Raw genomic sequence first — 22921 nt, 5'->3', positions numbered from 1 at the left:
GGGTATCTCAGGCGAGATAGTGACCTTGGACGGCGAATCGAATCTCACATAGCCTTCGGGAAAGGAGGGGCGAGGTCCCGCTCAATCCCCCACGTGCGCAAATCTCCACAGCGCGCCAAGGTCCATAATCTGGATCGCCCCGTATTCCACCGCGATCAATTTGGCGTCAGCCAAATCGCGAAGTGCACGATTTGTGTTTTGCCGCGATAGTCCAGACAGGCGTCCTATTTCCTCTTGGGATAGACCCACGATCCTGTCAGTAGCTGGATAGAGCTGCTGATTGAACATCTCGGCCAAGCAGAATGCCACTCGCGCTGAGGCTTCGTGCAACCGTAAGTTGTGTACCAAACCGACGTAGTAGCCACAGCGCGCATTGAGCTGGTTTATGACATATCGGCTGAACTGGCTGCTGTGATCGAGCAGCCAGAGAAATGTCGATCTTGGGACGAATGCCAGCCGACTGTCCCGAACTGCCACTACCGAATAGGGTCGGGGCTCTTCCTTTAGGACCGCTCCCTCCCCAAACCAAGAGCCAGCAGGGACGCCCGCGAATGTGACAGTGCGCCCTGCGCTTGAGGCGGTATCGACCTTAATGATCCCGTCCACAACTGCCAACCAGTGGTCAGCGGGATCGCCCCGGTGGCAAACGGTCGAGCCGGCATGGTATGAGCGATCAAAGCAGTCGCTCCTTACACGAGCCTTTTGTTCGCCGGAAAGATTCGGATACCACGGCGACCGGGAAAGGAAATCCACCAGGCTCGAAATCCCTGCATCCTCCGTTTCTGTTGAATCACGGAACAGGATCGGTCTTCCCAGCCGGTCTGTGCTTGCAGGCCCTTCGGGCGCAATGCCAAGCCGCTCCACTCGCTCGGCACAGAAGGCTCTTAGAGAGTTCATGATGGTAGCGCTACGTCGTCTTGGACGGCCGCAACCAGTGGCGTGCGGCAATCACCATAGATTCCTCGCTCAGCCGTCGTCCGGGCGCGCGGCAGCAGAACCGCTCTGATTTCGCATGTCAACACGGGGGGTCTCTTAAGTGAAATTCAAATTCACTTAAGGCTATGCGGCAACCTGGCCCCTGTCAAGCTTGTCGCATTAGGTGCTTCCACGGCCCGCTCCCAAGTTCTCAGTCGTCCTGGGGCCAGTCGCATGCCATAATTGGATCCTCACGCAACAGGCTGAGTAGGTTCAGATGCGTTAATCGACACCCGAGATCCTATGTCTATTGAAACCGAGCTTCTACTTAGCACTCCGCGCGCACGGATTCGCCGCCGCGGAGCGGACAAACATCCCCTGATTCTGAAGGCGGCGCGTGCCTTGGTCGCTGACGTGGGATTCCGGGAAACACAGATGTTGTCGGTTGCCGAAGCCGCAGGAATTGCCATTGGCACGTTGTACCGATACTTCCCGTCGAAGACAGAATTGATGATCGAGGTCGTCAAAGTAACGGCGCAGCGCGAAGTGGATGTGGTTGCCGGCATTGCAATGCGCGATGGATCGGCCCACGAACGACTGGGTGCGGCGGCATGGACCTTCGCCAATCGTGCCCTGCGAGGTCGCCGCCTTGCTCACGCGCTAGTTGCGGAGCCAGTCGAGCCCGATGTTGAGGCAGCGCGCCTCGTCTATCATCGCGCGCTGTCGAGAGTCTTCAAGACCATAATCGAGCAGGGCATCACCAGCGGTGAATTCCCTGCCCAGGACGCGGCCGCTTCTGCAGACTGCATTGTTGGCTGCCTGTTCGAAGGGCTAGTAACGCCACTGTCCAATGACGTTAGTGCTGATGCGGCGCAGATAAATATCCATGCATCAGCCATTATCACTTTCTGCTTGAGAGGAGTTTCCGGCTCGCAAGCTCCCTACAGCGTACCGACTCAGTAGCCTCCGAGCAGCAGATCCCCTCGTAGCCAAAAAAGCGTCCATCAGCATTGCTGATGGACGTTGCCAGTACAACTATCACTCGATGGGGTAGTCCAACAAGAATCTAGTGTTCCTCTTCAGCCCCGTTGGAGGTGGCGTGAGTAGTCGTTGACGTCTAGGACCCTATCGTCCGTCAGTGATCCCGGCGTACGTGATCAGGAAGACCTGGAAAGAAGAATTATGACCAGGTTACGAGCCGGAAGGCTCCGTGATAGCTTCGCGGCTCCCGGCGAGCTCTCGCAGCTTGAACTTCTGGATTTTCCCAGTGCCTGTCTTCGGGAGCGCCCCGTAAATGACGCGGACAGGGCATTTATAGTGAGCAAGCCGCTCGCGACAGAACGCAATGATCTCGGCCTCCGGCGGGGCGGCGACATCGGGCTTCAGCTCAATGAACGCGCAGGGTGATTCGCCCCACTTCGCGTCGGGCTGGGCTACTACGGCCGCGATCAAGACCGCTGGGTGACGATGGAGTACCTCCTCAACCTCCACGGACGAGATGTTTTCACCACCAGAGATAATGACGTCCTTCGATCGGTCCGTGATCTGGATGTAGCCATCGGGATGCATCACAGCCACATCACCGGTATGAAACCAGCCGCCGGCAAACGCATTCGCGGTCGCGTCTGGATTCTTCAGGTACCCCTTCATCACAATGTTGCCCTTTAGCAGCAGCTCGCCTTGCGTCTTTCCGTCGCAGGGAACGGGCTCGCATGTTGCTGGGTCCGCCACGCGCAACCCCTCCAAGACTGCGGATCGATTGCCCTGGCGAGCCATCAGCCGTGCTCTTTCGTCCATAGGCTTGTCGTGCCAGACCGGATTCACGAAGGAACTGACGGGGGTACCCGAAGCCTCGGTAATGCCGTAGACGTGTTCGACTTCAAATCCCATCTCAAGAACAGACTTCAAGACGGTCGCGGGCGGCGGCGAACCTGCAGTTCGCACACGGATCGTATGGGAGAAGGCTCTACGCTCAGCAGCCGTGGATGTCGCGAGCGAAGCAAGTACGATGGGCGCAGCGCAGAAATGATCGACACCGTGCTGGTCGATTGCGGCAAAGATATTTGCGGCCGTCACCTTTCGTAGGCACACATGCGTGCCTGCGGCTGCCGTGATCGCCCAAGCAAAGCACCAGCCATTGGCATGAAACAAAGGCAGCGTCCACAGATATACCGGCCTGCGTGGCATACCCCAGTCCGTCAGTTGCAACAAGCTCATCAGGTAGGCGCCTCTGTGGCTGGGCACAACCCCTTTAGGATCCGATGTGGTGCCAGAAGTGTAGTTGAGGGCGATAGCATCCCATTCGTCGGTGGGCCAGACGCCGGCGAAATCCGGGTCGCCTTCCGCCAGGAACGCTTCGTATTCCATTGTTCCAATTAACTCACCGCCGATCGCCTCAATGTCGGCGATGTCGATTATGAGTGGCTTGCTGTCAAGCTGCTCCAGCGCTTTCGCCGCCAGGGCGGAGAACTCCCGATCAACAAAGAGAACCTTCGATTCTCCGTGACGCAGGATAAAGCGAACGCCTTCGGCGTCCAGGCGGCAATTGATGGCATTGAGCACCGCGCCGCTCAACGGGACACCATGATGTGCCTCGACCATGGCCGGCGTGTTCGGGGCGAGGATAGACACCGTGTCCCCCTTCTTAATCCCCCGCTTTACCAGCGCGCTGGCCAAGCGTCGGCAACGTTCCCTCGTTCGGCTCCAGGACTGCCGCAGCGTCCCATGGACGATGGCGGTGTGATCGGGATACTGGTCCGCACACCGGTCAAGAAACTGCAAAGGGGTCAGTGGAAGGTAGTTTGCAGGGGTCCGGTCAAGGCCGTGTTCGTAAATATTTCCGCTCATCATCTGTCTCCGTGTCGGGTCATAGGGGCTCGGTCCTGATGGGTGACCCTTCCTCAAGCCGTTCAGCAAATTAACTGTAGCTGGGCCCGACGATTGTCATTCGCAAGACATTTCAGAATCCTGCGGAAGCGGTTTGCCGATGGATTGCAGTGATTGTCGGCTACATGACATTGAGCTCGCTCGATGATCGCTACTCTGCAATCCAGCGGGCGCCAGGCCCGCTTGATGAGACAGCGAGGTAGGAGATGGAACGAGCAGGACCGCCACCGGACGAGTTGGCATCGCTTCGATCGGCCGTTGAATGGGCGATCGCAACAAGACGTAGCGTCAGAGCTTATCTTCCGCGTCCCGTACCCGACGCAATCGTCCAAGCCATTCTTGATGTGGCTCGCTACGCAGCCACAGGCGTGAACATCCAGCCGTGGAAGGTGCATGTGGTAACTGGTCCCGCCAAGGACCGTGTATGCGCCGCCATCAGGAAAGTCGATAACGATCCGACGTTATCCAAAATGCACTCTGATGAATGGAGCTACTACCCGGATGAGTGGGTGTCTCCATACATCGACCGGCGTCGCGCGCTTGGCTGGAAGCTCTACGGCCTCCTTGGCATCGAGAAAGAAGATAAGCAGAGAATGCACGAACAGCACGGACGGAACTATCAGTTCTTCGACGCGCCGGTCGGGCTGTTCTTCACCATGGATCGCGTCATGGAGCGCGGCAGCCTGCTGGACTACGGCATGTTCCTCCAGAACATCATGGTCATGGCCCGCACCTACGGGCTCAGTACCTGCCCTCAGGCGGCATTCATGAAGTACCACAAGATCATAGAACGCGAGCTGCATCTGAAGCCTGAGGAGATGTTTGTCGCAGGCATGAGTCTTGGCTTCGCAGACGAATCGCGCATCGAGAACTCTCTCGTCTCAGAACGAGAGCCGTCGTCATCTTTCGCCGTCTTTCACAGCACCTGAACTACACAACAGACGGGCGATAGCCACATAGATCCATCATGAAACGGAGGAGACCATGAACAACCAAGTTGACGTACAAGAGATAGCGCAAAGCGCCAGATTTTCACGATTCCACGCAGTCATCCTGTTCTGGTGCGTGCTGATTCTTGTTCTTGACGGCTACGACCTGGCCGTCGTGGGTGCTGCTTTGCCCTCGATCATGAAACAGATGGGGGTCGACGCAGCGAAGGCTGGCTTCATGGCCAGTTCTGCGCTGTTTGGCATGATGTTCGGGGCGATCTACCTGGGTACGCTCGCTGACAAGATCGGTCGCCCTGTGTCGATCTGCGTATGCGTGGCGCTATTCAGCGTATTCACTGCCGCAGCAGGTCTCGCGCATGATCCTGTGACCTTCAGCATCACCCGCTTCCTTGCAGGACTCGGCATTGGTGGTGTGTTGCCCATCGTGACGGCACAAATGGGTGAGTTTGCTCCGAGAAGCATTCGCGCCCGGCTTGTGACCATCGTCTTTGCCGGGTATTCGATCGGCGGGATTCTCGTCGCTCTCACTGGTAAGCAGTTGATCGAAGCCTACGGCTGGCAATCGGTGTTCTTCGTCGCCGGAACGCCCATTTTGCTTGTTCCCTTCATCCTATGGACCATGCCGGATTCACTCGCGTTCCTGGTCCAGAAGAAGCGTGCCGACAAGCTCGTCAAGGTACTGAAAAAGATCGCCCCCGAGGTGCAGGTGAGCATCCGGGACAATTTTGTGATGCCGAAGGATGCGCTGATTACCAGCGCTCCTGTAGCCCGGCTGTTCCAGGAAGGTCGCGGTGCCAGTACCTTCATGATCTGGATTGCGTTCTTTATGGGTCTGTTCATGGTCTACTCCCTCAGCTCGTGGCTCACGAAGCTGATGGCGATGGCGGGTTACAGCCTGGGTTCTGCTCTCACCTTCGTGTTGGTATTCAACATCGGCGCAGTCGTGGGAGCAATCGGCGGTGGATGGCTGGGCGACAAGTTCAACATTAAGTACGTCCTCGTCGCCTTCTACGCGGTCGGTGCAGTGTCACTGGCGCTCATGGGCTATACGAAATCGACGGAGCTTCTCTTCATTGTCGTCTTCGTCGTTGGTGCCTCTACCCTTGGCACTCAACTTCTTGCCTACGCCTACGCCAGTGAGTTCTACCCCGCTGCCATCCGCTCTACGGGAGTGGGCTTTGCTTCTGGCATCGGACGTCTCGGGGCGATTGCCGCGCCAGTTCTGATCGGGACGCTGGTTGCAATGCAATTGCCGCTTGAACAGAACTTCCTTGCGATCGCCTTCGCAGGTGTACTCGGAACCATCGCAGTCATGATGGTCGACCATCGTCTTTGCGCAGCCAATCATCAGGAAGCGCGCGCACATGCTGCGGTTCCTGCCCGCGCAGAATTGAACTAGTAACCATTGGACATCAACCGATGCAGATTGAAAACAACGTATTCGTAGTCACCGGCGGAGGATCAGGTCTCGGTGCGGCTACGGCCAGGATGCTCGCTCATCAAGGTGGGAAGGTCGTGATCGTTGACTGCGATGCAGCCGCAGGTACTGCCGTCGCCTCCGAGACGGGTTGGATCTTTGTCCGAGCTGACGTCACGAGCGAAGAAGACGCAAAAGAGGTATTTGCTGCAGCCACAGCGTTAGGTACGCTTCGCGGCCTGATCAATTGCGCCGGTGTGGCACCCGCCGGTAAAGTCGTTGGTAAGCAGGGTGCCCATTCCATGGAATCCTTTCTGCGCACGGTGCACATCAACCTGGGCGGAACTTTCAACATGGTTCGTCTTGCCGCCGAGATCATGCAGCAACAGGACTCTGATTGCACCGGTGAACGCGGCGTGATTGTGAACACTGCATCGGTCGCGGCCTTTGATGGCCAGGTCGGGCAGGCAGCATATGCGGCATCGAAGGGAGCGGTTGCGTCCATGACGCTACCTTTGTCTCGCGAGTTGGCGAGGTCAGGTATCCGCGTGATGACGATCGCTCCCGGAATTATGGAAACCCCGATGCTCCTAACCATGCCATCGGAAGTACAGGAAGCGCTGGGTCGATCAGTTCCTTTCCCTCCTCGCCTTGGTAGAGCGACCGAATTTGCCAGCCTCGTCGAACATGTGATTGGCAACGGTTACCTGAATGGGGAGGTCATTCGGCTCGATGGAGCAATACGAATGGCTGCGAAGTGATTGTCCAGGAGAACACGTATGAGCACTAACGATCCGATCGTCATTCTGTCGGCGGCGCGCACACCAATCGGTGGGTTTCAGGGGGAGTTGTCGAGCCTCACAGCTCCGGAGCTAGGCGGCTTCGCCATTCGTGCTGCCGTGGAGCGGGCTTGCGTAGATCCCGCTGACATTCAGGAGTTGCTAATGGGGTGCGTGTTGCCTGCTGGCGTCGGTCAGGCACCCGCGCGACAAGCCTGCTTCCAGGCGGGACTTCCTCAGTCGGTGGCCTGCACGACCATCAGCAAGGTCTGCGGGTCAGGCATGAAGTCAGTGATGCTGGCGCACGATATGTTGTCCGGGCGCGGGTACGATCTGATCGTCGCCGGTGGAATGGAATCCATGACCAACGCACCCTACCTGCTCCCCAAGGCACGAAAGGGTTACAGGCTCGGTCATGGCTCGTTGTTGGATCATATGTTCTTCGATGGCTTGGAAGATCACTACAGTGCGGAAACACGTGGTCGCCTGATGGGATCGTTTGCCGAAGATTGCGCTGTGAGCTATCAATTCTCACGCGAGGCGCAAGACGAATGGGCCATCTCGTCAACGCTTCGCGCGCAGGAGGCGATCAAGCGCGGTGACTTCGCTTGGGAAACGACGCCGGTCATCATAGATAGTCGTTCGGGATCGCAAACGGTCCTGCATGACGAACAGCCCATGAAAGCCGACGTGGACAAGATTCGGACCTTGAAGCCAGCGTTCCGAGGCACAGGGACTGTGACAGCGGCGAACTCGAGCTCTATCTCAGACGGTGCTGCGGCGCTCGTGCTGACGCGGGAGTCCGTAGCCCGCAGACTCGGGGCAGAACCTCTCGCGCGCATTGTCGGTCATGCTACCCACGCACAGACCCCCGCGACCTTCACGAGCGCGCCGGTAGGGGCGATCAGCAAGCTGCTGGACCAACTCGGATGGCGAGCATCAGATGTCGACCTGTGGGAGATCAACGAAGCCTTCGCGGTGGTTGCCATGGTGGCAGTACACGATCTGGGACTGGACCCAGAGAAGGTCAATATCCATGGCGGCGCATGCGCGCTTGGGCATCCCATCGGAGCATCCGGCGCGCGAATTCTTGTGACGCTCTTGGGCGCCTTACGAAAGACGGGAAAGAGACGCGGTGTCGCGAGCCTCTGCATTGGAGGCGGTGAAGCAACTGCGACGGCGATTGAATTGCTGTGACGCTGGCACCAGCCTCAAAGGCAGGCTGGTCACGATTCAGTTTGCGGGCTACTCCTTCGCGCAAACGTAGCGTCAAGATCACAGCCGATGAGCAGCCGCTTAAGGCCGACCTCAATTGCATCCGACTCACGCGAGATCGGGTGAACATTCATGGCGCCATGCGCGGGCCCCCGGTGCCTCCGTCGGCATTCGTTAAGGCAGATGACGAATACCCCGGGGCCACCCAAATTGCCCCGGGGTTGCGGGCTCTATAAGTGCGACGATAATGCCGCCCGTTCTAGGAAGTCGTGCAGGTGAAGCTTTCGGCGGCCTTCGGATCTCCGCCGATGTATTTCGGGTACGCCGGGTATCTACAAAGCGGGCGGCGCGCGGGCGTGCCCCCATCAGTCGGCGCCCGTTGTTCCGCAACGATGACGGAGCTCGATGGCTTGGTTCCATTCTCCAGCCACTCGAACATCGGCCCCACCAAGTCGACTTTATCTGCGCCGGTGCCGCCGTTGCAGTGGTCCACCCCTGGCGCGGTGTAGTACTCGACGAACTCGTCCGCTGAAGACTGTCCTCCAATTTTCTGTACGACGCGCTGATAGTAGTCGGTCGCATTGTTGGCAGTAATCAGCCAGTCAGTCTGCCCCGTCCAGAGAAGAAGCTTTCCTTTGCGGGCTTTGAAACGGCTAAGATCCGGATCGACGGCATCGAGCATCGCGCTTAGCTGCTCAAGCCGGGAGAGGTACTGTTCGGGCTCCAGCGTCAAGGGATCGATGGACGCGCCTTGCCCAACCATGTACTTGATGAAGTCGAGTCCAAGCTGGCCTCCCGGCTTCCAGTTTGCTGCGGTCTCGCCCCCCGGAAGGAAGCCGGGCCAGGTGAAGCGGCCGTTGCCTATGCTGGTTGGGGCATAGAAAAGCTTTGCAGTCTCCACCTGTGGAGGGGTCAGGCACGAGTCGGATTCGGCACCGGTGCAAGCTAATTCTGCAGGATCGAACGTGCATGATTCTGGTCGACCGATGATTCTGTCTGCCAGGCCATCGAGGCTGTCGCACTTTGCGTATACCGCATCGCCGATGGCCTTGATCTTCGCTTCACTGAGTGCAGCACCCGGTTTCGCGAGTTGCTTCTGCATTTTTTGATACCAGAGAAACTGCACGGTATAGGCATTCGCTGGCGCGCGGGCGATGATGCCATCGAACAAATCGGGATTCCGCTGCGCCTGCATCAATGCTTGTCGACCACCGCCCGAGCAGCCTTCATAGATCAGCTTTGTATCGCGAAATGCGTCGCCATAGCGGCTGCGAAGGATGGCCTTTGCCGGACCCAATACACGCGGCACGGAAGCCTGGGCATAGTCAGCGAGCATGTCTTGATCGAGAGCAAATGACGCGCCAGGTGATGTCAGCATGGCATGACCGTGATTGGTCGCGATGGTGGCATAACCTCGCTTTGGAAGGTCTGGACTTCCCACGGGACTGACAGCAGGGTCACTGATGTAGCCCACGTCGAGGAAGCCGTCGAAGCCGCCGCCGCCCCGGAAGACGGTGCGGTGATTCCACTCCGTAGGCATGCGCACGTCGAAATCCAAGTTCTTCGGCATTTCTGCGCGAACGATGCAATGCTCCGGCACGTCGTTGGTAGCTGCAATCAGCTTGGCCTTCGTAACCGTAGCGCCTTCATAAGTCTGACCCAGGAAGGCTTCGCACAAGCTCTGTGCGCTAGCTTGGGGGACGGAGACTTCGGTTCCTCCCTCGCCGCTTCCGGCACAGCCGGACAGACAGGCGACTGCAAGCACGGTGATACCCGGACTCATCAGGCAAAAGGGCAGTACCGGTAGACGCTCGCTAGGTCGCGAGGTCGACGGTCGTGTCGCTTCTTCGGTTGGTGGGAAATTCAAGAGTGAGCGCATTCGATTCTTTCTCCTCATAGGTGTGTGCTTGTTGGCACGAATAGAGGGTATGAAAGCTGCGCAATGCTGATTGTCGGCTGCACGACATTTACACGTTTCGGGGGGCTCTGATCCGCTCTCGAATCGTCTACACGCGCCCAGCCCTCGCTGATGAGCGAAGGCGAGGCCGCCGAGCCGCTCAAGGTGTGGCGGGGGCCTGCCGACTGTTTAGCGGCTGTCGGTCGTCCGGAGCCCATCGCCCCATGCTTAGATATGTGATATACAATATATCAAGTACGCACAACGCCCCCCTGCCGCCATGCTCGATCCCTCGCTGTTCGGTCGCCTGTCGTTCACCCACGCGGATCCCGTCGACGGCCCGCTGCCGCCGGGGCGCAACCCGCTGGGCGTAGCTGCGGAGCGCGATGCCGTGCTGTTCGTGCCGGACGGCCTGCCGGACAGTGGGCCGGTGCCGCTGCTGGTGATGTTCCACGGCGCGGGCGGGTTTCCGGAAAAGGTGCTGCCGCATATTGAGCCGCATGCGCAGCGCCACAAGTTCCTGGTGCTGGCGCCGCATTCGCTCTACCCGACCTGGGACATCGTGATCGGCGGCAACGGCCCCGACCTGGAGCGGCTGCGCCAGGCGCTGACCGCGGTGACGTCGCGCTACCGGGTCGACCCGGGCCGGCTTGCCTTTGCCGGCTTCTCGGACGGGGCCAGCTATGCGCTGTCGGTCGGCATCACCAACGGCGACATTGCCAGCCATGTGATTGCGTTCTCCGGCGGCTTCATGTCGGTGTTCATGCAGGAGGGCGCGCCCAGGGTGTTTGTCGCGCACGGGCTGGCCGACGAGCAATTGCCGGTTGCCACCAGCGGCCGCGCCCATGCGGCCAGGCTGAAGGCCGCGGGCTACGACGTGCAGTACGTCGAGTTCGATGGCCTGCATGTCATCCATCCGCCGGTGGTCGAGCGCGCGATCGACTTCTTCCTGCAGTGAAACCCCGGCCGCTGGCCGGCGCGGCCATGCCATTCAACGGGAGTGCGGTACATGGATTTCGAGATTCCGGAGGCGCTGATCCATCCCCTGCTGGCGATGATCGAAACCGGGTCGCCGCTGGCGCGGCAGCTGCAGGAGCACGGCGTCTGCCACGGCAATATGCTGGTGTCGAGCAAGCTGTTCGATGCGCAGTCGCTGAACTCGCTCTACACGCTGAGCAAGACGCAGAACGAGCGCGCGCTGATGTTCCAGATGCTGGCGCTGGACAATGTCTACAACGCGCCGCAGGCGCGCGTGATTCCGGGGCTGGACCAGCTGGTGGCGGGGCTGGCCGCCTACCTGTCGCGCGATGCCATCGACGGCTGGCTGTACCAGCGCAACCGCGACGGCGTGCTGCTGCCGTGGCTGGTGCGCCGGATGCGCTATGTGTCGCCCGAGCAGGGCATGCCTTATGTGGTGGTGGACATGCTGGCCAACACCATGCAGTCGGCCAACTCCACACTGACCGACCACCACCTGCGCCGCTCCGGCATGACCACGTCGATGGTGATTACCCGCGACGATATCGCCAACCGCACCATCCCGGAGTTGCTGGCCGAGTTCGGCTTCTACAAGGAGTGCGCGGAATTCCGGCACGAATACGAGCAGCACGCGCAGCGCTTCGTGCGCTACCAGCGCCGCTTCGGCGCGCAGTTTGTCGCCACCCGCGCGGCGTTCTCGCTCGATGCCAAGGGACCTGCCGAGCTGACGCCGATCGCCGATGCCGCGGGCGCGCGCTGCGTGAATGATGAAGAACGGCTGGAGCGCCGCTTCGAGATGACCTGCGACCCGGCGTTCTGGCGCGACGCCGGGGTCATGGAGGGCTTTGAGCGCGTGCCGCTGCATTGCTACGTGCACCTGTTCCACCTGGAGTGGCATCGCAATATCTGGGTGCATGCGCAGCACCTGTCCGAGTATCGCTACCAGCCGGCCCTGCGCGACAAGCTGGTCCTGCCCGCGCATCACCGCGACCTGATCGATATCCTGACCTCGCACATGGACATGCTGGTGCCAGACTTCGTACCCGGCAAGTCCGGCGGCACCACCATCCTGTGCCAGGGTGCGCCAGGCCTGGGCAAGACGCTGACCGTGGAGATCTACGCCGAGGTGGTGGGCAAGCCGCTCTACCGCGTGCACTCCGGGCAGCTGGGCACCACTGCCGCGTCGGTCGGCGCCACGCTGATGACGATCCTGCGCCGCGCCATGCGCTGGAACGCGATCCTGCTGCTGGACGAGGCCGACGTCTATATCCGCTGCCGCGACAACGACCTGGAGCACAACGCCATCGTCGCGGAATTCCTGCGCACGCTGGAGTACTTCAACGGCCTGCTGTTCATGACCACCAACCGCATCGGCGACGTCGACGATGCGATCCTGTCGCGCTGCATCGCCACCATCCATTACGAAACGCCGTGCAAGCAAGACGCCATGCGCCTGTGGCGCCTGCAGGCCGGGCAGTTCGGCGCGGACCTGGGCGACGGGCTGATCGATGCGCTGACCGCCGCCTACCCCAAGGCGAGCGGGCGCGACATCAAGGAGCTGCTGAAGCTGGCGACCCGCTACGGCAAGGCCAAGGGGATCCCGCTGTCGGAAGACGTGTTTCGGCTGTGCGGGCAGTTCCGCGGGATAGGGTAAGGCGCCGGCGCGCGGGTATCATGGGCCATCCGTGCAGGCAACCGCGCCCCGATCCCCAATGAGCCTCGACCCCGCCGAACTCCAGGCCATACGCCCCTACCTGCTGCGCTTTGCCCACCTGCAGCTGCGCGACGAGGCAGTGGCCGAGGATGCCGTCTCGGAAACGCTGCTGGCGGCGCTGGAGCACCCTGAGCGCTTCGCCGGCCAGTCAACGCTGCGCACCTACCTGGTTGGCATCCTCAAGCACAAGATCATCGACACCCTGCGCAGCGGCAAGCGTGAGGTCAGGCTGGCGCTGGCCACCGATGCCGAGGGCCAGCCGCAATCCGACGACGACGCCCTGGACGCGCTGTTCACGCGCAACGGCCACTACCAGGACCCGCCGTCCGACTGGGGCAACCCGGAACGCGCCTTTGAGCGCCGCGAGTTTTTCGAGATCCTGCAGCTTTGCGTGGACCGCCTGCCGGAGCGCACCGGCCGGATCTTCATGATGCGCGAGTGGCTGGAGCTGGACACCGAAGAAATCTGTCAGCATTTGCAGATCAGCGCGACCAATGCCTGGGCGATGCTGTACCGCGCGCGCATGCGCCTGCGCGAATGCCTGGAACTGCACTGGTTCGGCCAGCGCGGCCGGCCCGGCAAGGCCGGTTGAGCCTGGCCCCCGCCCACGCAACGGATAAGTCACTGAGCAACATGCCAGATTCCCGCCCCTCCCGCCGCCTGCTGCCGAACTGTGAAGAGGTCCACCACCTCACCATGAAGGGCCTGGACCGGCCGCTGTCATGGGGCGAGCGGCTGCGCATGCGCGGCCACCTGGCGATCTGCAGCGCCTGCACCAGCTTCAGCGCCCAGATGCGGACCCTGCGCGAGGCTATGCACAGGCTGGGGCGCGACGAATGACAAAAGGCCAGCGGATCCGCTGGCCTTCTTGCTGGCTGGGTGCCGGTATCGCTCAGGCGCGCGCGCCCTCCCCGTAGGGGTCGAAGCCGCCAGCGCGGCTGCCTTCGGTAAAGGTGTCGAAGCTGCGCGACGGCGATGCCGACACGCCGCTGCGGTCCAGCCCGGCCAGCGTGCGGGCGCCGTCCACGAAGGGATCGGTCTTGCCAGTGCGGGCGCCGTCGGTGAAGGCGTCGTGGCTGCGGAACTCATAACCATACTTGTCGCCGGGCACGGTGCTGCGGAAGCTGTAGCCGTACTTGTCGCCGGGCACTTGTTCGGCGGCGGTGGCGGCTTGCGCGGCGCCCAGGGCGGCCAGCGACAGGAGCAGGGCGGTAGCGAGGCGGGTGGTCTTGGTCATGATGGTTCTCCTTGGGGTCGTTGAATTTGTCAGAAGGCTTTGCGTTGTGTGCGTGCCGTTCATGTACAGAACTATAGGAGCGCCATCGAGACGGAAACAGGCCGGTTGCCGGACAAGTTATTCAAAAATATTGAATTTACGGGCGAGGGCGGAGACGGCCCGTGGCATGACGCAAATGTAATGACCCCGTCGCCGGAATGCCCGGCGCGGCTCGGTTAAACTTGCGGCTCGCTGCAGTCCCCCCGTCGCCTGATGCCGGGCGGCCAGGGCAGCTGCCAATTCCCTTATGCAACGGCTCATCCTCATCCTTCTTGCGCTCGTCCTGCCGCTCCAGTTCGCCTGGGCGGGAGCCGCCGCGTATTGCCGGCATGAGGTGGCGGCTTCGGCCAAGGCCCATTTCGGGCACCATGAGCACCAGCACAAGGCCGACAGCGGCAAGCAGGACCAGCCCGCGCAGAAGGCGCAGGACAAGGCCAAGCTCGGCCTGCCCGATCCCGACTGCGGCGTCTGCCATATCGCTTCGCTGCCGTTTGCACGGGCCGACGCGCCCGACGTGCACGCCATGCGCCGGGTGGAACTGGCGCCACCGGCGCCGCAGCCCAGCTTCTCTTCGCACAGTGCGCGGGCGCCCGACCGTCCGCAGTGGCCGCGTCTTGCCTAGCCGGCGAGACGACGCTTCCATTTCCTGGTCTTCCTGAGTCCCTGACATCAGGCGTCTCGCCGAATTCTCCCGGTTTCTTTCCTGGTGCAATTCGATGCGAAGACTTTTGCTGCCGCTTGGGCTGGCGGCCGTTCTATCCAGCCCGATCCATGGCGTCGCGCAGACGCCGCCCCCTGCCATGGCGCAGCCATCGGCATCCTCGCCGGCCCCAGGGCAAGAGCCTGCCGGCACGCTGACGCTCGACGCCGCGCTGGCGCTGGCCGAAGCCGGCAGCTTCACGCTGTCCGCCGCGGGCAAGGAGCTTGACGCCACCGAGGGCGATGTCACGCAGGCGCGCGTGCTGCCCAATCCCGAACTGGCCGTGTCGATGGAAGACACGCGCAAGGCCACGCGCGCCACCACCGGCCAGATCAACCTGCCGATTGAACTCGGCGGCAAGCGCGCCGCGCGCATCGGCGTGGCCGAGCGCGGGCGCGAGCTGGCGCAGGCCGAGCTGGGCGGCGCACGCGCCGAGCTGCGCGCCGCGGTGATCGCACGCTTCTTTGGCGTGCTGGTGGCGCAGGAACGCGTCAAGCTGGCCGAAGGCTCGGTCGGCATCGCCAGCAAGGCGGCCGCGGCGGCCGGGCGGCGCGTGGCCGCCGGCAAGGTCGCGCCGCTGGAAGCAACGCGCGCCAGGGTCGAACAGGCCAATGCCGAGCTGGAACTGGCCGAGGCCACCGGCGCGCTGCAATCCGCACGGCAGTCGCTGGCCGCGCTGTGGGGCAATGCCGTGCCGCATTTTGCGCAGGCGCAGGGTGACCTTGACGCACTGCCCTCGCGCCCCGCGCCGGCAGCGCTGCAAGCGGCGCTGGAAGACTCGCCGCAGCTGGCGGCAAGCCGCCTCGTGGCCGAGCGCAGCCGCGCCGAAGTCGCCGTGGCGCGCAGCCGCCAGTACCCCGACGTGACCGTGAGCCTGGGCGCCAAGCGCGACAACGAGGCCAACCGCAATATGGCCGTGCTGGGCGTGGCGATCCCGCTGCCGCTCTTTGACCGCAACCAGGGCAACCTCTACGCCGCATTGCGCCGGGCCGACAAGGCGCAGGACACGCACGCGGCCACGCGCATCCGCCTGGTGGGTGAGCTGCAGCAGGCGTCGACGCAGCTGTCGGTATCGCGCGCCGCGGCGCAGACGCTGCAGGCCTCGGTGCTGCCCGCGGCGGAGCAGGCCTATGCCGCTGCCTCGCGCGGGTTCGAAGCCGGCAAATTCAATTTCCTCGATGTGCTGGATGCCCAGCGCACGCTGTTCCAGGCGCGCATCCGCTACCTGGACGTGCTGGCCCGCACCTATGACGCGGCGGCCAGCATCGACCGCATCCTCGGACACTGATACGGAAGCTGCAGACATGGCAATGAGCAAGCAACAACGGGCCGCCGTGGTGGCCATCCTGGTCGCGGGGCTGCTGGGCGGCGCGGCGATCCTGTTCACCGGCAAGGGCGGCAGCGCCACCGGCGAGGCCGGGCACGGGCATGCCGACGAGCATGAACATGGCAAGGAAGCGGACAAGGCGGCCGCGCACGCTGACGCCAGCGCTCCCGCGGCAAAACCGGAAGCCGAAGGCAAGCCGCACCTGATCGCGCTGACGCCCGTGCAGATCCAGCAGGCCGGCATCGGCATTGCCACTGCGGCCGCGGCGCAGCTGCGCAGCAGCGTCGATTTCCCCGGCGAGATCCGCTTCAATGAAGACCGCACCGCGCACGTGGTGCCGCGCGTGGCTGGCGTGGCGCAGGCGGTGCCGGCCAACCTTGGCCAGCAGGTGCGCAAGGGCGAAGTGCTGGCGCTGCTAGCCAGCACGACGCTGGCCGAGCAGCGCAGCGAGCTGCTGGCGGCGCAGAAGCGCGAGGCGCTGGCCCGCGCCACCTACGCGCGCGAGAAGACCTTGTGGCAGGAGAAGATCTCCGCCGAGCAGGATTACCAGCAGGCTCGCACGGCGCTGGAGGAAGCGCAGATCGCGGTGCAGAACGCGCGCCAGAAGCTGACCGCGATTGGCGCCACGGAGAACAGCGCGGGCAAGGGTGGCAGCCTGAACCAGTTTGCGCTGCGCGCCCCATTCGATAGCATCGTGGTCGAGAAACACCTGGCGCTGGGCGAAGCGGTCCAGGAAGCCACCAGCGTCTTCACGGTCTCCGACCTGAGTTCGGTGTGGGCGGAGTTCGTGGTGTCCGCGCGCGACCTGGACCAGGTGCGCGTGGGCGAAGCGGTCACGGTGCGCTCGAGCGCCTCGGACACGCAGGCCGAGGGCAAGGTGTCCTACGTCGGCGCGCTGCTGGGCGAGCAGACGCGCACGGCCAAGGCGCGCGTGACGCTGGCCAATCCCGGCATGGCGTGGCGCCCGGGGTTGTTCGTCACGGTCAGCGTGCTGGGCGCGCCGGCGCAGGTGCCGGTGACGGTGGCGGCCGACGCGGTGCAGCAGGTCGACGGCCAGAGCGTGGTGTTCATCGCTGTGCCGGGCGGGTTTGCCGTGCAGCCGGTCAAGACCGGGCGCGCCGGCGGCAAGCTGGTGGAGGTGACCGAGGGCCTGCAGGCCGGCGCCCGCTACGCCGTGGCCAACAGCTTCATCCTCAAGTCCGAGCTGGGCAAAGCCAGCGCCGGGCATGAGCACTGAGCGGGAGGCACGCATGTTTGAACGCCTGATCCGCTTTGCCATCGAGCAACGCTGGCTGGTCCTGCTGGCGGTGCTGGGCATGGCCGCGCTGGGCCTGTACAGCTACACCCGGCTGCCGATCGACGCGGTGCCCGATATCACCAACGTGCAGGTGCAGATCAACACCGCCGCGCCGGGCTATTCGCCGCTGGAGACCGAGCAGCGCATCACCTATCCGGTCGAGACCGTGATGGCGGGCTTGCCCGGGCTGGAGCAGACCCGCTCGCTGTCGCGCTACGGCCTGTCGCAGGTGACGGTGATCTTCCGCGACGGCACCGATATCCACTTTGCCCGCCAGCTGGTCAACCAGCGCATCCAGGAAGCGCGCGACAAGCTGCCCGCCGGCATCACGCCCGCGATGGGCCCGGTCTCGACCGGGCTGGGCGAGATCTACCTGTGGACGGTCGAGGCCGACCCCGGCGCGCGCAAGCCGGACGGCACGCCCTATACGCTGTCGGACCTGCGCGAGATCCAGGACTGGGTGATCCGCCCGCAGCTGCGCAACGTGCCTGGCGTGACCGAGGTCAATGCCATCGGCGGGCATGCGCGCGCTTATGTGGTCGCACCCAGCCTGGAGCGCATGGCGTCGTACGGGTTGTCGCTGGCCGACGTGGTGAGCGCGCTGGAGAAGAACAACGACAACGTCGGCGCCGGCTATATCGAGCGCCGCGGCGAGCAGTACCTGGTGCGCGTGCCGGGGCAGGTGCGCTCGCTCGACGATATCCGCGACGTGATCGTCGGCACCGCGCAGGGCCAGCCGATCCGCGTGCGCGACGTCGCCACCGTGCAGACCGGCGGCGAGCTGCGCACCGGCGCGGCCACCGAGAACGGCCGCGAGGTGGTGCTGGGCACCGTGTTCATGCTGATCGGCGAGAACAGCCGCACGGTTTCACAGGCGGTGGACCGCAAGATGGCCGAGATCAACCGCACCCTGCCCAAGGGCGTGAAGGCCGTCACGGTGTACGACCGCACCACGCTGGTCGACAAGGCCATTGCCACGGTCAAGAAGAACCTGCTGGAAGGCGCGGTGCTGGTGATCGCCATCCTGTTCCTGTTCCTGGGCAATTTGCGCGCGGCGCTGATCACCGCGCTGGTGATCCCGCTGTCAATGCTGTTCACCTTCACGGGCATGGTGCATTACCGCATCAGTGCCAACCTGATGAGCCTGGGCGCGCTGGACTTCGGCATCATCGTCGACGGCGCGGTGGTGATCGTCGAGAACTGCGTGCGCCGGCTGGCCCATGCGCAGGAGCGCCATGGCCGGCCCCTCACGCGCAGCGAACGGCTGCATGAAGTCTTTGCCGCGGCGCGCGAGGCGCGCCGGCCGCTGCTGTACGGCCAGCTGATCATCATGGTGGTGTACCTGCCGATCTTTGCGCTGACCGGGGTCGAGGGCAAGATGTTCCACCCGATGGCCTTCACCGTGGTGCTGGCGCTGCTGGGCGCAATGGTGCTGTCGGTGACCTTCGTGCCCGCGGCGGTGGCGCTGTTCATCGGCAACCGCGTGGCCGAGCGCGAGAACCGGCTGATGGCCTGGGCGCGCCGCCGCTACGCGGTGCTGCTGGAGCGCTCGCTGGCCGCGACCCCCGTGGTGCTCACCTTTGCCGGCGTGGCGGTGGTGCTATGCCTGGCGATCGCCACGCGCCTTGGCAGTGAATTTGTGCCTAGCCTCAACGAAGGCGACATGGCGATCCAGGCGCTGCGCATCCCCGGCACCAGCCTGACCCAGTCGGTGGCGATGCAGCAGCAGGTGGAAACCGCGCTGAAGGCCAAGTTCCCGGAGATCGAGCGCATCTTTGCGCGCACCGGCACCGCGGAGATCGCCTCCGACCCGATGCCGCCGAATATCTCCGACGGCTACATCATGCTCAAGCCAGTGTCGCAATGGCCTGAGCCCCGCCGCACGCGCGACGAACTGATCGCCGCGATCCGCGATGAGGTCGGCAAGCTGCCCGGCAACAACTATGAGTTCTCGCAACCGATCCAGCTGCGCTTCAATGAGCTGATTTCCGGCGTGCGCTCCGACGTGGCGGTCAAGGTGTTCGGCGACGACAACGCCGTGCTGGAGCAGACCGCCAATCGCATCGCGGCGGTGCTGCAGGGCATCCCCGGCGCGGCCGAGGTGAAGGTCGAACAGACCACCGGCCTGCCGATGCTGACGGTGCAGATCGACCGCAACAAGGCGGCGCGCTACGGGCTGAACCTGAGCGATATCCAGGATGCGGTGGCGATCGGCATCGGTGGCAAGGTGTCTGGCACCTTCTTCAGCGGCGACCGGCGCTTCGACATCGTGGTGCGTCTGCCGGATGCCGTGCGCGAGGACGTGGAGGCACTGCGGCGCCTGCCGGTGCCGCTGCCGAAGGAGGCCGCGGCGCGCACCAGCTATATCCCATTGAGCGAAGTCGCCAGCGTGGAGATCGCGCCGGGCCCCAACCAGGTCTCGCGCGAGAACGGCAAGCGCCGCATCGTGGTCAGCGCCAATGTGCGCGGGCGCGATATCGGCAGCTTCGTGCCCGAGGCCGAGGCCGCGATCCGCGCGCGCGTGCAGATCCCGGCGGGCTACTGGACCAGCTGGGGCGGCACCTTCGAGCAGCTGCAGTCCGCCACCGCGCGGCTGCGCGTGGTGGTGCCGCTGGCGCTGGGGCTGGTGTTCGTGCTGCTGTTCGCCATGTTCGGCAACGTCAAGGACGGCCTGCTGGTCTTCACCGGCATCCCGTTCGCGCTGACCGGCGGCATCCTGGCGCTATGGCTGCGCGGCATTCCGCTGTCGATCTCGGCGGCGGTGGGCTTTATCGCGCTGTGCGGCGTGGCGGTGCTCAACGGGCTGGTGATGCTGTCGTTCATCCGCTCGCTGCGCGAGGAAGGTCATGGGCTGGATGCGGCGATCCGCGATGGGGCTTTGACGCGGCTGAGGCCGGTGCTGATGACGGCGCTGGTTGCGTCGCTTGGCTTCGTGCCGATGGCCTTGGCCACGGGCACGGGTGCCGAGGTGCAGCGCCCGCTGGCGACGGTCGTCATCGGCGGCATCCTGTCGTCGACGGCGCTGACCTTGCTGGTGTTGCCGGTGCTGTACCGGCTGGCGCACCGGAAAGATGAGCCGGCGACGGAAGCGGCGCAAGGAGAAGGGGAGCTGGCGCGAATGGATGCGTGAAGACCCAGGGTGCGCCGGCGTTGCGCCACTGCATTCGATAGTTCATGTCACCATGAATCTTCGGCCTGCGCCGCGGCGGCATGATGCGACTGTCCGCCCGCCCCCGGGCGCTGGGTTCATTGCAAGGACTCAGCACTTTCATCCACTGTGCCGCCATGCCCGATACCAGCATCGATCCGCTCAGCGCCGTCACCGATCCCGACCCGTACCCGTACTACCGGGAGCTGGCCGCCAGCCAGCCATTCTACCGCGATGACCGCCTGGGCCTGTGGGTCGCCGCCGGCCCACGGGAAGTGGCCGACGTGCTCGCCCACCCCGACTGCCGCGTGCGGCCGCCCGCACAGCCGGTGCCGCCCGCGCTGGCCGGCACCGCCGCCGGCGAGCTGTTCGGCCGGCTGATCCGGATGAACGACGGCGCCGCGCACGCGCCGCTCAAGGCCCTGCTGATGCCGATGCTGGCGGGCATCGACGCGGCCGCCGCGGCGCAGCGCGCAACGGTGCTGGCGACGGTGCTCGATGCCGGCGAAGCGTCCCGGGCCACTAAGTCCGGCGAGCGCATCAATCGCTGGCTGTTCACGCTGCCGGTCATCACGGTCGCCGACCTGCTTGGCCTGCCAGTTGCCAACGGAGGCAGCCGGGCAGCCGAAGTCGCACAACGCGTTGCGGCCTTTGCCGGCGCGCAGTCGCCATTGGCCGATGCACCGGCAGTGCGCGCTGGCGCTGAGGCCGCTCAATGGCTGGGCCACTGGCTTGCCGATGCGGCGGCCGGCGCGGGGCCGCTGCCGGCGCTGCGGCAGGCAGCCGGTGCCGCCGGCATCGACGCGCAGGCGGTCGCCGCCAACATCATCGGCCTGCTGGTGCAGGCCTGCGAAGCCACTGCAGCGCTGGCCGGGAATACGCTGCTGCGGCTGGGTCGCGACACGACGCAGTCAGAGCTGCCGCTCGATGCCGTGGTGGCGCGGGTCGCCCGGGAGGATCCGCCGGTGCAGAATACGCGCCGCTTCCTGGCCGCCGATGCGCAGCTGTGCGGCCACGCCGTCAAGGCCGGCGATGCGGTGCTGGTGCTGCTGGCCGCGGCGTCTAGCAGTGGTGCCGCAGCCGGCGAGCGGCCATGGACCTTCGGCCACGGCCGCCATGCCTGTCCCGGCGACCGCCTGGCGCAGGCGCTGGCTGCTGCCACGGTGGCGGCGCTGCGTGCGCGTGGTGCCGACCCGGCCGCGCTGGCGCAGGCATTCCGCTATCGTCCGTCGCTGAACGCGCGCATTCCGCATTTCCATTGATCCCCGCCATTGCCTCAGGAGACAACATGATCGCAGTCATCTTCGAAGTCGAGCCCGCGCCGGGCCGGCAGGACAACTACCTCGACATCGCCGCGCAGCTGCGCCCGCAGCTGGAAGCCATCGACGGCTTTATCTCGGTGGAGCGCTTCCAGAGCCTGACCAACCCCAACAAGCTGCTGTCGCTGTCGTTCTTCCGCGACGAGGCCGCGGTGATCGCCTGGCGCAATACGCTGGCGCATCGCCAGGCGCAGGCGGCCGGTCGCGGCGGCGTGTTTGCCGGCTACCGGCTGCGCGTGGCGCAGGTGCTGCGCGACTACGGGCTGAATGAGCGCGACCAGGCGCCGGCGGACAGCCGCGCGGTGCATGACCACAAGGCGGAATGAAGGGGGAGCAGCGATGACGATGGAAGCGATCGCCACCCAAGCCGCCTTTATCGGCATGACGTTCTTGCTGGCAGGCTTTGTCAAAGGGGTGGTGGGCCTGGGCTTGCCCACGGTTGCGGTGGGCATGCTGGGGCTGGTGATGCCGCCCGCGCAGGCGGCGGCGCTGCTGGTGGCGCCGTCGATGGTGACCAACGTGGTGCAGCTGTTCGGCGGCCCGCGCTTCGGGCAACTGATGCAACGGCTGTGGCCGATGCTGGTGGCGATCTGCGCCGGCACCTGGCTGTGTGCGGCATGGGTGCCGGCCGGCATGATGACGCACGCTACCTCGGCGTTGGGTGTGGCGCTGGTGCTGTACGCGGTGGTCGGGCTGGCAGCGGTGAAGCTGGTGGTGCCGGCAGGGGCGGAGCGGTGGCTCGGACCGTTGATCGGGCTGGTCACGGGTGGCATTACGGCGGTGACCGGTGTGTTCGTGATTCCCGCCGTGCCTTACCTGCAGGGGCTCGGGCTGGACAAGGAAAGCCTGGTGCAGGCGCTCGGGCTGTCGTTCACGGTATCGACCATTGCGCTGGCGGTGAGCCTGGCCATGGGCGGGTCGCTGCTGCACATGCCCGTGCTGGGCGCCTCGGCGCTGGCGCTGGTGCCGGCGCTCGGCGGCATGTTCCTGGGCCAGTGGCTGCGCCACCGGATCAGCGCCGAGCGCTTTCGCAAGCTGTTCTTCTGCGGGCTGCTGGTGTTGGGCGGCGAACTGGCGCTGCGCGGGCTGTGATCAAGCCCGCA

20 protein-coding genes are annotated in these 22921 nt (G+C 64.1%); 16 read left to right on the top strand and 4 right to left on the bottom strand.

Annotated elements, in window-relative coordinates; all coding sequences use genetic code 11:
- Window positions 1–81 precede the first annotated feature (81 nt).
- Window positions 82–897, bottom strand: coding sequence for a Crp/Fnr family transcriptional regulator (locus tag ACW4E8_RS02190; RefSeq protein ID WP_456803009.1), 816 nt, complete (start codon window positions 895–897; stop codon window positions 82–84).
- Window positions 898–1218: 321 nt separating this feature from the next.
- Here ACW4E8_RS02190 and ACW4E8_RS02185 point away from each other — a divergent pair, with 321 nt between their 5' ends.
- Complete coding sequence (locus ACW4E8_RS02185; RefSeq protein WP_456803008.1) at window positions 1219–1878, top strand: TetR/AcrR family transcriptional regulator; 660 nt, start codon at window positions 1219–1221, stop codon at window positions 1876–1878.
- A 228-nt stretch (window positions 1879–2106) separates the two neighbouring features.
- On the opposite strand, the gene ACW4E8_RS02180 is transcribed toward ACW4E8_RS02185, so the two are convergent.
- Window positions 2107–3762: an AMP-binding protein gene (locus ACW4E8_RS02180; protein ID WP_456803007.1), complete on the bottom strand. Its 1656-nt coding sequence runs from the start codon at window positions 3760–3762 to the stop codon at window positions 2107–2109.
- A gap of 245 nt (window positions 3763–4007) precedes the next feature.
- Between ACW4E8_RS02180 and ACW4E8_RS02175 the strand changes: the two genes are divergently transcribed.
- The 4 genes from ACW4E8_RS02175 to ACW4E8_RS02160 are packed head-to-tail and all read left to right on the top strand — an operon-like array spanning window position 4008 to window position 8144.
- Window positions 4008–4730 carry a nitroreductase gene (locus tag ACW4E8_RS02175; protein WP_456803006.1) on the top strand — a complete coding sequence of 241 codons (723 nt, stop codon included), beginning with the start codon at window positions 4008–4010 and terminating at the stop codon, window positions 4728–4730.
- A gap of 55 nt (window positions 4731–4785) precedes the next feature.
- A complete protein-coding gene (locus tag ACW4E8_RS02170; protein ID WP_456803005.1) occupies window positions 4786–6150 on the top strand; it encodes an MFS transporter in 1365 nt (454 codons plus the stop codon).
- Between the two features lie 20 nt (window positions 6151–6170).
- Window positions 6171–6929 carry an SDR family NAD(P)-dependent oxidoreductase gene (locus ACW4E8_RS02165; RefSeq protein WP_456803004.1) on the top strand — a complete coding sequence of 253 codons (759 nt, stop codon included), beginning with the start codon at window positions 6171–6173 and terminating at the stop codon, window positions 6927–6929.
- Window positions 6930–6947: 18 nt separating this feature from the next.
- Entirely contained in the window at window positions 6948–8144 is a 1197-nt protein-coding gene (locus ACW4E8_RS02160) for an acetyl-CoA C-acyltransferase (protein ID WP_456803003.1), read from the top strand.
- A gap of 277 nt (window positions 8145–8421) precedes the next feature.
- Here ACW4E8_RS02160 and ACW4E8_RS02155 read toward each other — a convergent pair whose 3' ends face one another.
- On the bottom strand, window positions 8422–9840 hold the full coding sequence (locus ACW4E8_RS02155; protein WP_456803002.1) for a tannase/feruloyl esterase family alpha/beta hydrolase: 1419 nt from the start codon (window positions 9838–9840) through the stop codon (window positions 8422–8424).
- 499 nt (window positions 9841–10339) lie between these two features.
- Here ACW4E8_RS02155 and ACW4E8_RS02150 point away from each other — a divergent pair, with 499 nt between their 5' ends.
- From ACW4E8_RS02150 to ACW4E8_RS02135, 4 genes are read left to right on the top strand one after another with little or no spacing between them, the layout of a single operon-like run.
- Window positions 10340–11017, top strand: a complete 678-nt coding sequence (locus tag ACW4E8_RS02150; protein WP_456803001.1) for an alpha/beta hydrolase — start codon at window positions 10340–10342, stop codon at window positions 11015–11017.
- A gap of 51 nt (window positions 11018–11068) precedes the next feature.
- Window positions 11069–12691, top strand: a complete 1623-nt coding sequence (locus ACW4E8_RS02145) for an AAA family ATPase (protein ID WP_456803000.1) — start codon at window positions 11069–11071, stop codon at window positions 12689–12691.
- A gap of 58 nt (window positions 12692–12749) precedes the next feature.
- The gene (locus ACW4E8_RS02140) at window positions 12750–13343 is read left to right on the top strand and encodes a sigma-70 family RNA polymerase sigma factor (RefSeq protein ID WP_456802999.1); all 594 of its coding nucleotides are present in this window, start codon (window positions 12750–12752) and stop codon (window positions 13341–13343) included.
- A 41-nt stretch (window positions 13344–13384) separates the two neighbouring features.
- Window positions 13385–13591, top strand: a complete 207-nt coding sequence (locus ACW4E8_RS02135) for a zf-HC2 domain-containing protein (protein ID WP_456802998.1) — start codon at window positions 13385–13387, stop codon at window positions 13589–13591.
- 52 nt (window positions 13592–13643) lie between these two features.
- On the opposite strand, the gene ACW4E8_RS02130 is transcribed toward ACW4E8_RS02135, so the two are convergent.
- Window positions 13644–13988 (bottom strand): hypothetical protein, encoded by a 345-nt coding sequence (locus ACW4E8_RS02130; protein WP_456802997.1) that lies wholly within the window; start codon window positions 13986–13988, stop codon window positions 13644–13646.
- A gap of 286 nt (window positions 13989–14274) precedes the next feature.
- On the opposite strand from ACW4E8_RS02130, the gene czcI reads away from it, so the two are divergent.
- The 7 genes from czcI (at window position 14275) to ACW4E8_RS02095 (ending at window position 22910) form a co-directional block, all read left to right on the top strand.
- Window positions 14275–14649 carry a cation efflux protein, CzcI family gene (gene czcI / locus ACW4E8_RS02125; protein ID WP_035827227.1) on the top strand — a complete coding sequence of 125 codons (375 nt, stop codon included), beginning with the start codon at window positions 14275–14277 and terminating at the stop codon, window positions 14647–14649.
- Window positions 14650–14743: 94 nt separating this feature from the next.
- Window positions 14744–16015, top strand: a complete 1272-nt coding sequence (locus ACW4E8_RS02120; protein WP_456802996.1) for a TolC family protein — start codon at window positions 14744–14746, stop codon at window positions 16013–16015.
- Window positions 16016–16031: 16 nt separating this feature from the next.
- Complete coding sequence (locus tag ACW4E8_RS02115) at window positions 16032–17291, top strand: efflux RND transporter periplasmic adaptor subunit (protein WP_456802995.1); 1260 nt, start codon at window positions 16032–16034, stop codon at window positions 17289–17291.
- 13 nt (window positions 17292–17304) lie between these two features.
- Window positions 17305–20481 carry a CusA/CzcA family heavy metal efflux RND transporter gene (locus tag ACW4E8_RS02110; RefSeq protein WP_456802994.1) on the top strand — a complete coding sequence of 1059 codons (3177 nt, stop codon included), beginning with the start codon at window positions 17305–17307 and terminating at the stop codon, window positions 20479–20481.
- A 155-nt stretch (window positions 20482–20636) separates the two neighbouring features.
- Window positions 20637–21761 carry a cytochrome P450 gene (locus ACW4E8_RS02105; RefSeq protein ID WP_456802993.1) on the top strand — a complete coding sequence of 375 codons (1125 nt, stop codon included), beginning with the start codon at window positions 20637–20639 and terminating at the stop codon, window positions 21759–21761.
- Window positions 21762–21787: 26 nt separating this feature from the next.
- Entirely contained in the window at window positions 21788–22144 is a 357-nt protein-coding gene (locus ACW4E8_RS02100; RefSeq protein ID WP_456802992.1) for an antibiotic biosynthesis monooxygenase family protein, read from the top strand.
- Between the two features lie 13 nt (window positions 22145–22157).
- The gene (locus tag ACW4E8_RS02095; protein ID WP_456802991.1) at window positions 22158–22910 is read left to right on the top strand and encodes a sulfite exporter TauE/SafE family protein; all 753 of its coding nucleotides are present in this window, start codon (window positions 22158–22160) and stop codon (window positions 22908–22910) included.
- Window positions 22911–22921: the final 11 nt, after the last annotated feature.

The organism is Cupriavidus sp. CP313, from assembly GCF_054072015.1.
Note: the sequence above shows the minus strand (reverse complement) of the source record. Positions and strands in the feature narration are given on the sequence as shown.